Origin of the sequence: Shimia sp. (genome assembly GCF_039969785.1) — a bacterium.
Taxonomy (GTDB): domain Bacteria; phylum Pseudomonadota; class Alphaproteobacteria; order Rhodobacterales; family Rhodobacteraceae; genus Shimia.
This window is the reverse complement of sequence record NZ_JBDVNC010000022.1, coordinates 111268-124396: the sequence shown is the minus strand read 5'-3', so window position 1 is coordinate 124396 and position 13129 is coordinate 111268. Positions and strand designations below refer to the sequence as shown.

At 59.2% G+C, this 13129-nt stretch carries 9 protein-coding genes; 6 read left to right on the top strand and 3 right to left on the bottom strand.

Annotated features, from left to right (window positions below; all coding sequences use genetic code 11):
- Nucleotides 1-76: 76 nt before the first annotated feature.
- Together polA and ABJI08_RS11860 are read left to right on the top strand one after the other, a co-directional pair.
- Nucleotides 77-2866 (top strand): DNA polymerase I, encoded by a 2790-nt coding sequence (polA, locus tag ABJI08_RS11865; RefSeq protein ID WP_348402052.1) that lies wholly within the window; start codon nucleotides 77-79, stop codon nucleotides 2864-2866.
- 46 nt (nucleotides 2867-2912) lie between these two features.
- On the top strand, nucleotides 2913-3281 hold the full coding sequence (locus ABJI08_RS11860) for a hypothetical protein (RefSeq protein WP_348402051.1): 369 nt from the start codon (nucleotides 2913-2915) through the stop codon (nucleotides 3279-3281).
- 6 nt (nucleotides 3282-3287) lie between these two features.
- Here ABJI08_RS11860 and ABJI08_RS11855 read toward each other — a convergent pair whose 3' ends face one another.
- From ABJI08_RS11855 to ABJI08_RS11845, 3 genes are all read right to left on the bottom strand, one after another.
- The gene (locus tag ABJI08_RS11855) at nucleotides 3288-4049 is read right to left on the bottom strand and encodes a TIM barrel protein (RefSeq protein ID WP_348402050.1); all 762 of its coding nucleotides are present in this window, start codon (nucleotides 4047-4049) and stop codon (nucleotides 3288-3290) included.
- Between the two features lie 239 nt (nucleotides 4050-4288).
- A complete protein-coding gene (locus ABJI08_RS11850) occupies nucleotides 4289-5191 on the bottom strand; it encodes a LysR substrate-binding domain-containing protein (RefSeq protein WP_348402049.1) in 903 nt (300 codons plus the stop codon).
- A gap of 518 nt (nucleotides 5192-5709) precedes the next feature.
- Complete coding sequence (locus ABJI08_RS11845; protein WP_348402048.1) at nucleotides 5710-6300, bottom strand: DUF1285 domain-containing protein; 591 nt, start codon at nucleotides 6298-6300, stop codon at nucleotides 5710-5712.
- A 66-nt stretch (nucleotides 6301-6366) separates the two neighbouring features.
- Here ABJI08_RS11845 and ABJI08_RS11840 point away from each other — a divergent pair, with 66 nt between their 5' ends.
- From ABJI08_RS11840 to ABJI08_RS11825, 4 genes are read left to right on the top strand one after another with little or no spacing between them, the layout of a single operon-like run.
- Nucleotides 6367-7374, top strand: coding sequence for a MoxR family ATPase (locus ABJI08_RS11840; protein ID WP_348402047.1), 1008 nt, complete (start codon nucleotides 6367-6369; stop codon nucleotides 7372-7374).
- Complete coding sequence (locus ABJI08_RS11835) at nucleotides 7371-8243, top strand: DUF58 domain-containing protein (protein WP_348402046.1); 873 nt, start codon at nucleotides 7371-7373, stop codon at nucleotides 8241-8243. Before ABJI08_RS11840 ends, ABJI08_RS11835 begins: the two co-directional genes overlap by 4 nt.
- Nucleotides 8240-10981 carry a DUF4159 domain-containing protein gene (locus ABJI08_RS11830; protein WP_348402045.1) on the top strand — a complete coding sequence of 914 codons (2742 nt, stop codon included), beginning with the start codon at nucleotides 8240-8242 and terminating at the stop codon, nucleotides 10979-10981. The genes ABJI08_RS11835 and ABJI08_RS11830 overlap by 4 nt, the downstream gene beginning before the upstream one ends.
- Nucleotides 10978-13020: a hypothetical protein gene (locus tag ABJI08_RS11825; RefSeq protein WP_348402044.1), complete on the top strand. Its 2043-nt coding sequence runs from the start codon at nucleotides 10978-10980 to the stop codon at nucleotides 13018-13020. Before ABJI08_RS11830 ends, ABJI08_RS11825 begins: the two co-directional genes overlap by 4 nt.
- Nucleotides 13021-13129 lie beyond the last annotated feature (109 nt).

The following is a 13129-nucleotide window of genomic DNA, read 5'->3' as shown; positions in this document are numbered from 1 at the left end:
TGTCGCCGCCGCTTTGCATCTGGCCCCGCTGCGTCTGGCGTGGCACAACGGGTTCAAAGTCACGAAGGAGCGCGCCATGAGTTTTGGTAAGGGATGTCATCTTCACCTGATCGACGGGTCGGCCTTTATTTTCCGGGCCTATCACGCGTTGCCGCCGCTGACGCGAAAATCTGATGGTTTGCCCGTGGGCGCTGTGGCCGGGTTTTGCAACATGCTGCAACGTTATGTTGAGGGCAATACCGGCCCCGATGCGCCGACCCATGTAGCCGTGATCTTTGATCATTCCGGCAAAACTTTTCGCAATGACCTTTATGATCTGTACAAAGCCAATCGTCCGCCCGCCCCCGAAGATTTGCGACCGCAATTTCCGCTGACCCGGGATGCCACACGTGCCTTCAACATTGCCTGCAAGGAAATCGAAGGGTTCGAGGCCGATGACATCATCGCAACCCTTGCGCATCAGGCGCGCGATGCTGGCGGGCGCTGTACCATCATCAGTTCGGACAAGGATTTGATGCAGCTGGTGGGCGGCGGCGTCGAAATGCTGGACGCGATGAAGAACAAACGCATCGACAGTGACGGTGTGCACGAAAAATTTGGCGTTGGTCCCGACCGCGTGGTGGATGTTCAGGCGCTGGCCGGGGACAGCGTTGATAACGTGCCCGGCGCGCCGGGGATCGGGATCAAGACGGCGGCGCTTTTGATCAATGAATATGGCGACCTTGAGAGCCTTTTGGACCGCGCCGAAGAGATCAAACAGCCCAAACGCCGTCAGTCGCTGATCGACAATCGAAGCCAGATCGAAATGAGCAAGACGCTGGTGCAGTTAGATTGCGTTATGCAGCTGGACTTCACTTTGGATGAGCTGGAAGTGCGCGACCCCGAGCCAGAGGCCTTGCTTGGGTTTTTGGCGGAAATGGAATTCCGCACTCTGACCAAACGTCTGGCGGATCAGATGGGTGTGGAAGCGCCGTCGATTGCAGAACAGGAAACCGGGGGCGCCGCTGCCGAGGAAGCTGTGCCGATCAACCCGGACGCCTATGAATGTGTGAACGATGATGCCGCGCTGGAAGGCTGGATCGCGCAGGCCTATCATCGGGGATATGTCGCCGTGGATACGGAAACCACCTCCCTGAACGAGATGGTGGCCGAGCTGGCCGGGATATGTCTGAGCGTTGAGCCGGGCGCGGCCTGTTATGTGCCGGTTGGGCACAAAAAAGGCGCCAGCGACGATCTGTTTGGTGGCGACGAGTTACAGGACGGGCAGATGCCGCTGGAAAAGGCGTTGGCGATGTTGAGGCCGATGCTGGAGGATGCGTCGGTTCTTAAGATTTTCCAGAACGCCAAATATGACTGCAAGATTTTTGCGCGCTACGGGATCAACGTCGCGCCAATCGATGACACGATGTTGCTGAGCTATGCGTTGCATGCGGGCGAGCATAATCACGGTATGGATGCGCTGAGCGAACGGTATCTGGATCACAGCCCTATCCCGATCAAGACGTTGCTGGGTACGGGAAAATCCGCGATCACCTTTGACAAGGTGCCGATTGAGGATGCGGTGAAATACGCGGCAGAAGACGCGGACGTGACTCTGCGCCTGTGGAAGTTGTTCAAGCCACGCCTGCATCAGAAACAGGTCACAACCGTATATGAAACGCTGGAGCGGCCATTGGTGCCGGTTTTGGCGCAGATGGAGATGCATGGCGTCAAGGTGGATCGCGACACGCTGAGCCGGATGTCAAATGCGTTTGCCCAGAAGATGGCGGGTTTTGAGGCCGAGCTGCACGAGCTGGCCGGGCATGAATTTAACGTGCAAAGCCCCGCCCAGGTGGGCACGATCCTGTTTGAGGAAATGGCGCTGGAGGGCGGTAAGAAGACCGCCAAGGGGCAATGGCAAACGGCGGCCTCTGTGTTGGAGGACCTTGCGACCGAACATGAGTTTGCCGCGCGCGTGCTGGATTATCGGCAGCTGCAAAAGCTTAAATCCACATACACGGATGCCTTGCAGGATCACATCAATACCGACACGGGCCGGGTGCACACATCATATGTGCAGACCGGGGCCAATACCGGGCGGTTGGCGTCAACCGATCCGAACCTGCAAAACATACCCGTGCGTACGGAAGAAGGGCGGCGCATTCGCGAGGCGTTTGTGTCTGAGCCGGGAAAAACGCTGATCAGCCTGGATTACAGCCAGATCGAGCTGCGCATTCTGGCGCATATTGCAGAGATCGATGCGCTGAAAGAAGCGTTTCGGGATGGGCAGGACATTCACGCGATGACCGCGTCCGAAGTTTTTGGTGTGCCGATGGACGAGATGACGCCGGAAATACGCCGCCGCGCCAAGGCGATCAATTTTGGTGTGATATATGGCATCTCGGGCTTTGGTCTGGCGCGCAATCTGCGTATTCCGCGGGGCGAGGCGCAGGATTTCATCAACCGGTATTTCGAGCGGTTCCCGGGCATTCGTCAATACATGGACAGCACCAAAGAATTCGCCAAAGAGCACGGCTTTGTGCAGACGTTGTTTGGCCGCAAAATCCACACACCCGAGATCAATGCTAAGGGTCCCAAGGCGGGGTTTGCTTATCGCGCGGCGATCAATGCGCCGATACAGGGCACCGCGGCAGATATTATTCGCCGTGCGATGATCCGCATGCCGGATGCGATCAGGGATTTGCCAGTTAAGATGCTGTTGCAGGTGCATGACGAACTGATCTTTGAAGTCGAGGATTCTGCGCTGGATGATGCAATTGGCGTGGCGCGCGACGTGATGCAGGGCGCGGCTGACCCTGCCGTTAAGCTGGATGTGCCGCTGATCGTGGATGCGGGCACCGGTCAAAACTGGGCGGATGCGCACTGATCGTGGTATCCTGGCTTTGACGCGCGTCTGAAAAGTTGGGGGATTGGTGTTGTTAAGATCGCTGGGCATCGTTGCTTTTGTGAGTGTTTGCGCGGGGCCGGTATGGGCCAATGACGACGTTTATTACGTGTCCGGTGGTGGCGATGACTATGTGATCACTGCGAATGCCAATGGCTATGTGCTGACCAGCCGCTATCCCAAGGCGCGATTTGTTGAGGCCGGGGTGAACAGCCATGTGGTGCGAGGCGTAGAGACGTTTTATTTCGGTAAAGACTGCGATGCGGCACATACGTTGTTTGGCGCCGGAACGTGGGGCTGGGCCAATGGTGGATTTGGCGCTGACTTTGAGAGTTTTCAGCTGCGGTTTCCACGTCAGGAATTGCCCGATGGCCCGGGGTTGGAATGTCGCTGGTAAGTGGGGTCAGACCGGCTGAGGTTTGAGCCAGCCGAGGCCTTTGCCGGTTTCTCCGGATGGGTGGTATTCGGCGCTGACATACCCTGAATAGCCCGATGCATCCAGTTCCCGGAAAAATGCCGGATAGTTGAACGGACCGCCGGCAGGCTCGGCGCGTTCCGGCAAGCCGGCGATCTGGATGTGGCCCGCACGTGATCCGTGTTTTGCCCAGCATGCGCCGACGTCTTCGGTGATATGATAGGCGTGGTAGGTATCAAACTGAAGCGCCAGATTGGGGGCGGCGACCTGATCCAGAATATCCGCCGCCAGATCGAAGGAGTTCAGGAAATATCCGGGCATGTCGAGCGGGTTCAGCGGTTCAATTGTCAGACGTTGTTTGGGCGCAAAATCAGTGGCCCAGTTCAGGTTTTCCACAAAGGTGTCATGCGCCTCGGGGCCAGCGGCCACGCCTGCCATGACGTGCAGAATATGCGCGCCCAGAACCTCGGCATAGCGCAGCGCGCGCTTGAAATCATGGCGAAACCGGTCCTGCCCTCCGGGGATTGCCGCAAAACCACGCGGCCCGCCGGTGTAGTTTGGCGGCGGTGTGTTGATCAGAACAAGCTCCATTTCGGAGGCGGTCATGGCCGCAAGCAGATCGCGCGCAGGGGTATCATATGGGAACAGAATTTCGACCGCATCAAACCCGGCCTTGCGCGCCGCCTCAAACCGGTGAGGCAGTGGAAGCTCGGTAAAGAGCAAGCTCAGATTGGCAACAAATTTCGGCATGTTCGCATTCCCCCGACAAAGAGATAGCGCAGGTTTAAATCGCTTAACAGACAGAAGAAAGGTCAGCTTGCGAAAACTGACCTGAGACCTTCGTTGCTATGTGCGCAACACGGTGCGGGTTGCAGATATTCACCAATTGTCGCTGAATGCATGGAGTTCAATCGGAACTGCACTAATGCGGACAAACTGGCCCTTCAATTTTCAACGGGTCACCCGATGAAAGCAGTCAGATGCGCCGCTCAGGTGTCCTTGGATAGCAAAGCCTCATCACCGAACCCTGGCCCGACGGACTCAAGCCAGCTAATAAATGCAGCGACCGCCGGGCGAGGCTTCCATGGCGGTGTGACGATGAAATATCTAGACATGTTAGTGATTGAGATGGGGGCAATTTTGAGCGTTTCTGCCTTGAGTTGGGCGCGTACGTCGATCTCGGATTCAACTACAAGCCCCATACCTTCCTCTGCTGCTCGGATTTCGAGAGACGGGGCGCCAATTGCCAGGGTTTTGATGGCGCTCGTGTCGATACCGGATTCTTCCAGGGCTTCTCGTTCCCAGAGGCTGTCACTCGGGATCAGCCAGGGAACTTCATCCCAATTGGTTGCTGGGTTATCGACGAGTGAAGGCGCAGCAAAGGCCCGGGTTGGGCTTTCTATCAACAGTCGACACTTTAAGTCTGGCCAGTTTCCGTCACCTGCCCGGATGGCAAGATCGAAACCCTCTGCGACGAGGTCAATAGCCTCGTCCGTCGGGGCGAACGAAATTTCGATTCTTGGAGCCGTACTCCAAAATTCCGCGATCTTTGGAAATATGACTGCCTCTGCAAAATATGCTGTGGTCGTCACTCGCACAGGTCGGCTCCTGTTTTTTTCCTGAAGCGTTTCGATACCTTCAGCGATTGCGGCGAACCCGTTCGCCAAAGCCTTCGCAAGTTCTTGTCCCTCAGACGTCAGGCTCACGCCCCGCGCAGAGCGTTCGAGCAATTGCATACCAATGAATTCTTCCAGGGCACGAACCTGTTGCGCCACCGCAGCGTGGGTTACATTGAGCGATCGAGCCGCCGCGGAAAAGCTCTTTGCCCGCGCTGCAGCTTCAAATGCCCGAAGCGCGGTTAGGGATGGCAGCTTTGTCCAGTCCAACGCCATACTGATAGATCACCTTTCACCCCAAAAGTATTTCTGACTCTCAGGGTTGCTGGAATATTACCATACTCCAATTGAAAATCACCTATTGAAGGAGAAATTCAATGTTTGCCCCAAACACAGACCTGTTGCGTGCCGTTTCAAAGTACGATGCCAGCGGTCGCCCACGCCCTGGTTATTTCCCGAGTTACAGGTTGCCATCGGAGACGCAGCGCATGGGTCGGCGTCGTAGCCTGACATCTCTGTTCCAATACATCCTGACCTGGACGCGACCGCGACACACGCACATAGAGGTTGGTCATCGGTGACCCGGTGGAGCTTTTCATCGTAAAGCAAATCAAATGGCGTGATGGCGCGACCAATTGTTTTACCTGGGCGCTGCTCTTAACGTTGGCAAGACCGCTCTGGGCTCAAACCGGACGAGAGTCGATCGAGCCGGATTGTCTTGTCATAATTTAGCATCGATTGAGCGCGCTTTGAGCTGGCTCACACGTTTGGGAGCAGGTGCTTGGGTTGCGCGCTTAGACCAATTCGTCCGACGGAGTGATTGGGAAAAATGCGCCGCCGGAATGCACGCCAAACCAGCTTGACCCGTCCACATCGGCATGTGTGCCAAGGTCAATCAGGCGATAAAAGCTTTTGCGGTCGATCAGCGCCACAAGGTTGGTACGGATTGTGACATAGGGGGCGGGTTCGCCGGTTTCCGGGTCGCAGTCGACCCGGATTGGATTGTCCGGGCCTGCGGTGGCGAAATCCCCGACATGAGTTTCAAAGGTCAGCTTCTGATCGGTCCCGGCACCTGACGCGTTGAAATCGATGGCCACAAAAGGGGCGTCGTCGACGGTGATGCCGACCTTTTCCACCGGTGTAACGAGAAAATAGTCGTCGCCATCCTTGCGCAGGATGGACGAGAACAAACGCACGAGCGGGGCGCGGGTGATTGGTGTGCCGAGGTAATACCACGTGCCGTCCCGGGCGATGCGCATGTCGAGATCGCCGCAAAATGGCGGATTCCACAGATGTACGGGCGCTGGTCCCTTGCCCCTGGCCGCCGATTGGGCCGCTGTGGCGAGGCTGTTTACGTCTGGTTTCACAGGAATTTGTCCGCTCATTACTTTTGCCATTTCATCCATGCGGGTTAAGCTTCGTATATATATAGTAATGCAGGGAGCATTGTAATGAGCGAAGACACCGATCTGGTTGCGGATATTGAAGTCCTTGGCGGGAAGCTGGCCGAGGCGAAATCCGCGATCACGCGGCGTTTTATTGGGCAGGAGCGGGTGGTTGATCTGACGCTTTCGGCCTTGCTGTGTGGGGGTCATGCGCTGGTGATTGGTCTTCCTGGACTGGGTAAAACGCGGCTGGTGGATACGCTGTCGACGGTGATGGGGCTTAACGGAAACCGGGTGCAGTTCACGCCCGATCTGATGCCTGCGGATATTCTGGGGTCGGAAATTCTGGAGAAAACCAAGGGCGGCGGACGGGGCTTCCGATTCGTTCCGGGACCGATTTTCTGCCAGCTTTTGATGGCGGATGAGATCAACCGGGCCAGCCCGCGCACCCAATCGGCGCTTTTGCAGGCGATGCAGGAGAAAAAAGTGACCGTCGCCGGCGAAGATCGTGAGCTGGAAGCGCCGTTCCATGTGTTGGCCACGCAGAACCCGATCGAGCAGGAGGGCACCTATCCTTTGCCCGAGGCCCAGCTGGACCGGTTTCTGGTGCAGATCGATGTGCCTTACCCTGATCGCGATACTGAGCGTGACATTCTTTTGGCCACAACAGGTGTTGAGGAAGATGAGGCGCATCAGGTGTTTACCGGTGCAGAGCTGATCGCGGCGCAGACGTTGCTGCGGCGTATGCCTGTAGGTGACAGCGTGATGGAGCTTATCCTAGATATGGTGCGGGCGTGTCGCCCTGATGACGAGACCGCAACCCAGGCCGTGCGCGAGCATGTGGCTTGGGGGCCGGGACCACGTGCAGCGCAGGCGCTGATGATGACCGTGCGGGCACAGGCGTTGCTGCACGGACGACTGGCCCCAAGCGCGCAGGACGTGATCGACATGGCGCAACCGGTTCTGAGCCACCGCATGGCGCTGACTTTTGCGGCGCGGGCGCGGGGCGAGTCTTTGCCAGCGTTGATCGCGGACACCATTCGTCAGTTTGACGTGGTCGGGGCCGCCGCGTGATTTCATTTTCCCAGCTTCGCAGTGGTGCCGAGACAGAGGCGGCAAGTCTGCCGCCCTTGTTGGCGCAGGCCGAGCATCTGGCAGGCACCGTTCTGTTGGGTGAACACGGACGCCGCCGCGCCGGGCTGGGAGATGATTTCTGGCAATACCGTCCAGTCCAGGAGGGTGACAGCCTGCGCATGATTGACTGGCGTCGGTCTGCCAAAACCGGGGCGCAATTTGTGCGTCAGCGGGAATGGCAGGTGGCGCAATCGGTGATGCTGTGGGTGGATCAGGCGTCATCGATGGGATTTTCCAGCGACAAAAACCTGCCGTCCAAAGGGGATCGGGCCAGATTGCTGGCTTTGGCGGTTGCCATCCTGTTGATCCGGGGCGGTGAACGGGTTGGATTGACCGGCACTTTGCTGCCGCCGCGCCGGGGCGAAGGACAAATTTTGCGCCTGACGGAAATGATGCTGCGCGACGAGGGTGGTGATTACGGCACACCCGAAGCGCGCGCCATGCTGCCGCATGCAAGGGCGTTGTTTGTGTCAGACTTCATGGGTGATTTTGACAGTTTTGAAGCGGCCCTGACCAAGGCCGCAGATCGTGGTGTGCGCGGTGTGTGTCTGCAGGTGTTGGACCCGGCTGAGGAAAGCTTTCCTTTTAAAGGGCGCGCGATTTTTCAGAGCATGGGCGAGACCATAAGTCATGAAACCAAGAAAGCCGATGATTTGCAGGCGCGTTATCTGGAGCGGCTAATCGAACGCAAAGAGCGTTTGCGGGCGCTGTGCCGTTTGACGGGTTGGCATTATGGCCAGCATCACACGGGCGAGTCGACGCAAAGCACCCTTTTGTGGCTGCACCGAGCGTTGGAGCGGCGCACATGATTTTCGGATTACCCATCGGATTTACTGCACCTTGGGTGTTGTTGGCGCTGATTTTTCTGCCGGTGTTGTGGCTGATCCTGCGGGCCATACCCCCTGCGCCGATACGGCGTCGGTTCCCCGGTGTGGTTTTGCTATTGGGGTTGCGCGACGAAGACACGGTCACGGATCGCACGCCCTGGTGGCTTTTGCTGCTGAGGATGCTGGCGCTGGCGGCGGTGATTGTGGGGCTCGCGGGGCCGTTGCTGAACCCCGAAGAGTCCAGCGACGGAGACGGGCCGTTGTTGATCGTGATGGATGCCAGTTGGGCATCTGCCCCCGATTGGGAAGCGCGCCGCGCCATGGTCGAAGCTTTGCTGGACGAGGCCGCGCGCGACGGGCGCGCCGTATCAGTACAGCGGCTGAGCGACCCTCAGGAGGTGCGGTTTCAGCAGGCCGATACGTGGAAATCACGGCTGGCAGGGGTGAAGCCATTGCCGTGGGCCCCCGATGGCGACGCCGTGACAGTGTTTGCGACCCAATTGGCTGGTCAGAGATTTGATACGATCTGGCTGTCGGACGGGTTAGAGCGCGATGGGCGCGATGTGCTGACGGATGCGTTGCAGGCAGCCGGGGCGTTACGTGTTGTGCAGACCGGGCGCGGAGCGCTGGGGCTGGAGGCGCCGGGGTTTGAGGATGGCAAAGTTCTTTTGACGGCAAGACGGTCAGAAGGCGCATTGCCGCGTGATATTTCGGTGCAGGCGATTGGTAATGATCCGGGTGGATCAGAACGTGTGCTGGCGGCGTTGCCATTGAATTTCGAAGCTGGTGAAACAGTGACGGAAAATGCGCTGGTTTTGCCAGCAGAGTTGCGTGCACGGGTTTCGCGTTTTGAGGTTCAAGGCGTGCGGTCTGCGGGCACAGTCAGCCTGTCAGATGACAGTTTGCGCCGCCGCGAGGTGGCCTTGATTTCCGGACGGGAAGACCGCGAGGGACTGCAGCTTTTGTCACCCTTACATTTCCTGCGACAGGCGCTGCTGCCCACGGCGGATGTGTTGGAAGGGGCGCTGGTCGACCTGTTGCCCGCGAACCCGGATGTGATTGTGCTGGCAGATGTGGCGGTACTGTCCGAGGGGGAAGAAACGGCCGTTCTGGAGTGGATCGATAAGGGCGGTTTGTTGCTGCGCTTTGCCGGGCCGCGTTTGGCGGCGAGCGAAGTCAGCCGCAGCGCCGAAGACCCGCTGTTGCCGGTGCGGTTGCGCGCTGGTGGGCGCAGTGTTGGGGGCGCGATGAGTTGGGGCGAGCCTAAATCGCTGGCGCCGTTTGCAATCGACAGTCCGTTCTATGGTCTTGAGGTGCCCGACGAAGTGACGGTGACAGCGCAGGTGATGGCGCAGCCTGATCCGACGCTGGCGGACCGGGTGATTGCCAGTCTGAGTGACGGCACGCCGTTGGTGACGCGCAAGGAAATCGGCCAGGGGCAGGTGGTGCTGGTGCATGTCACGGCCAACGCAGAATGGTCCGGATTGCCTTTGTCAGGCTTGTTTGTGCAGATGTTAGACCGGCTTGCGGTTTTGAGCGGTACTGCCGCTGATCTGGAAGAGCGTATGGCGGGTACGGTCTGGCAACCGTTGCGGGTGCTGGATGGGTTTGGGCGTCTGGAAGACGGGCAAACGCTGCCCGGGGTGCCCGGCGAGGATATTCTGGACGGTGATTTGAGCGCTGAACTGCACCCGGGGCTGTACCGGGAAGGAGACCGGTTGATGGCGCTGAATGTGGTACGCCCGGATGTCGAGCTGATCCCGGCAAACTGGCCGGTGGATGTGCCGGTCGAAGGGTTGCGCGGCGCAGTAAGTCAGGATTTGTCCGGGTATCTGTTGGCCGGTGCGCTGATCCTGCTGGCTTTGGACGTGCTGGCGTCGCTGGCGGTGTCCGGTCGGCTTTGGGGTGCACGGGTGGCCGCGGTTATGTTGCTTGGGGCTATGATGCCGGTGCCGGATGCGACGGCCCAAGGCGCGGATGCGCATGCCCGCGACGTTGTGCTGGCGCATGTTCTGACCGGGGATCGACAGGTCGATAACGTCGCCCGTGCCGGAATGCTGGGGCTGAGCGAAACCTTGTATTTCCGCACGTCGGTTGAGCCGGGCGCGCCTGCGTCGGTGGATCTGGAGCGTGACGAGCTGGCGTTTTACCCAATCCTTTACTGGCCGATCTCCCCCGATCAGCCGACCCCATCGAGCGAGGCTTATGCCAGGCTGAACGATTATCTGCGGTCGGGCGGGATGATCGTGTTTGATACGCGCGACGCCGATGTGGCACGATTTGGCGCGGCCAGCCCAAACGGGCGCAAATTACAGCGGTTGGCGGCCGGGCTGGATATTCCGGCGCTGGACCCGCTGCCAGCGGATCACGTACTGACCCGCACATTTTATCTGTTACAGGATTTTCCGGGCCGTTATGCCAGCCGGGATGTCTGGGTCGAGGCCGCACCGCCGGATGCGGAATTAATCGAAGGCATGCCATTTCGCAATCTGAATGACGGTGTCACGCCGGTGGTGATTGGCGGCAATGACTGGGCTGCGGCTTGGGCCATGGATGACCGGGGCAACAGCCTTTTTCCCGTCGGGCGCGGGCTGGCAGGAGAGCGACAGCGCGAACTGGCCTATCGGTTTGGGGTGAATATCGTGATGCATGTGCTGACCGGAAATTATAAAAGCGATCAGGTGCATGTGCCCGCGCTGCTGGACAGGCTGGGCCAATGACAGGACAAGTTCTTTTTGATCCGCTTGTACCGGTTTGGGTGTTGATCGCGCTGGCCACGCTGAGCGCGGTCGCAGTGTCGGTCGCGTTGTGGCGCGGTTTGTCGGGCTGGGTGTTTCGCGGGTTGGCGGGGCTGGTCATACTGGCGGCACTGGCAGGGCCGGTATTGCAGACCGAAAAACGTGCGCCGCTGAGTGATATTGTTCTAATGCTGGTCGATCAAAGCGCCAGCCAACGTCTGTCAGATCGCGGTGCACGCACTCAAGCTGCGGCAGAGGCGTTGGAGACGCGCATCGCCAATCGCGACAATACCGAACTGCGCCGGATCAATGTGCCGGATGGTTCGGGCGATGCTGGCACCGAGTTGATGGCGGCGTTGACAGAGGCGATGGCGCAGGAACCGCGCGGACGTATTGCCGGTGTGATCGCGCTGAGCGACGGGCTGGCGCATGACCTGGACCGGGCGCCGGATGTTCCGGCGCCGGTGCATTTGTTGCATACCGGGAAAGCCAGCGATTGGGATCGGCGGTTGAGCGTGCGCAATGCGCCCGCATTTGCCATTTTGGGCGAGCCGGTCACGCTGACCCTGAGGATAGACGACAACGGCGCAGCCCCTGAAAACGCGGATCGCGCGCCGCTGGATATTTCCGTGGATGGCAGCCCACCTGAACGGTATATGGTGCCGATTGGGCGGGATATCGAATTGCCTGTGACCTTGTCGCATGGCGGGCGCAATGTGATTCAGTTCATCGTGCCCGGAGAAGAGGGAGAGCTGACCGACCGCAATAATGCGGCACTGGTGCAGATCAACGGCGTGCGCGACCGGCTGCGTGTTTTGCTGGTGTCCGGAGAGCCACATCCGGGCGGGCGGACATGGCGCAATCTGCTGAAATCTGATGCGTCGGTGGATCTGGTGCATTTCACGATCCTGCGGCCACCCGAAAAACAAGACGGTGTTCCGGTATCCGAACTGTCGCTGATTGCGTTTCCGACGCGCGAGCTGTTCCTTGAAAAGATTGAGGATTTTGATCTAATCGTGTTTGATCGCTATCAGCGGCGCGGGATTTTGCCGTCGATTTATCTGGAAAATGTTGCGGATTATGTACGCAAGGGGGGGGCGGTTCTGGTGGCGGCGGGGCCTGATTATGCCACGGCGGACAGCCTGTATCGCTCACCTCTGGCGGATGTGCTGCCAGCGAGCCCCACGGCGCGTGTGCTGGATGAAGAGTTCAGGCCGGTGATTTCGGATTTGGGGCAACGCCATCCGGTGACAACCGGGTTGCCCAACCAGGAAACGTGGGGACCATGGTTGCGCCAGATCGATGTGGTGCCGGATGCGGGCACGGTGTTGATGACCGGCCATGAAGATCGCCCCTTGCTGGTGTTGAACCGCGTTGGCGAAGGGCGCGTGGCCCTGCTGGCGTCGGATCATGCCTGGCTTTGGGCACGCGGATATCAGGGCGGCGGGCCACAGCTGGAATTATTGCGGCGGTTGGCGCATTGGATGATGGGCGAGCCGGAGCTGGAAGAAGAGGCGTTATGGGCTGAGGCGACCGGGCAGAGCATGCGCATCATTCGCCGGAGCCTGAACGACAGCGTTGGTGCTGTGACCATCACAACGCCATCGGGCGCACAGGTGGATGTCCCCTTGCAAGAGGTGGCGCCGGGGCGGTTTGAGGCCCTGTATGAAGGCCCGGAGATTGGACTGTATCGGTTGAGCAACGAAGACAATGAGGCGGTGATCGGGTTGGGGCCAGCCGCGCCGCGAGAGTTTGTTCAGACTATCGCGACAGGTGCAGAAATGGCGGCACTGGTTGAGGCGCGGCGCGGTGGTGCCTTTGCCCTGGAGGACGGCATGCCGTCGGTCCGGGATGTGCGGGAAGGACGGCCCGCGGCAGGGCGTGGGTGGCTGGGGCTGACCCCGCGCGGTGCGTTTGAGACGCTGGATATTGCGCGGGCGCCATTGCTGCCTGCGTGGATTGTGTTGCTGCTAACGGGTATGCTGATCGTGGCCGGATGGTTGCGTGAAGGGCGGCGCTGAGCGGGTGTTGAGCTGTTTTCGGTTTACGCAAAGCCCATCATTTCAGGCGCAATCATACCTAAACAGGAAAAACAGGTTCCCCCTTGGACGTGCACGCGGTAGAACGCCC

Bases quoted from the DNA above. Each gene is read 5' to 3' on its own strand.
- ABJI08_RS11830 (WP_348402045.1), top strand. From the start codon at position 8,240: ATGATTTTCGGATTACCCATCGGATTTACTGCACCTTGGGTGTTGTTG.
- ABJI08_RS11825 (WP_348402044.1), top strand. From the start codon at position 10,978: ATGACAGGACAAGTTCTTTTTGATCCGCTTGTACCGGTTTGGGTGTTG.
- polA (WP_348402052.1), top strand. From the start codon at position 77: ATGAGTTTTGGTAAGGGATGTCATCTTCACCTGATCGACGGGTCGGCC.
- ABJI08_RS11845 (WP_348402048.1), bottom strand. From the start codon at position 6,300: ATGAGCGGACAAATTCCTGTGAAACCAGACGTAAACAGCCTCGCCACA.
- ABJI08_RS11855 (WP_348402050.1), bottom strand. From the start codon at position 4,049: ATGCCGAAATTTGTTGCCAATCTGAGCTTGCTCTTTACCGAGCTTCCA.
- ABJI08_RS11840 (WP_348402047.1), top strand. From the start codon at position 6,367: ATGAGCGAAGACACCGATCTGGTTGCGGATATTGAAGTCCTTGGCGGG.
- ABJI08_RS11850 (WP_348402049.1), bottom strand. From the start codon at position 5,191: ATGGCGTTGGACTGGACAAAGCTGCCATCCCTAACCGCGCTTCGGGCA.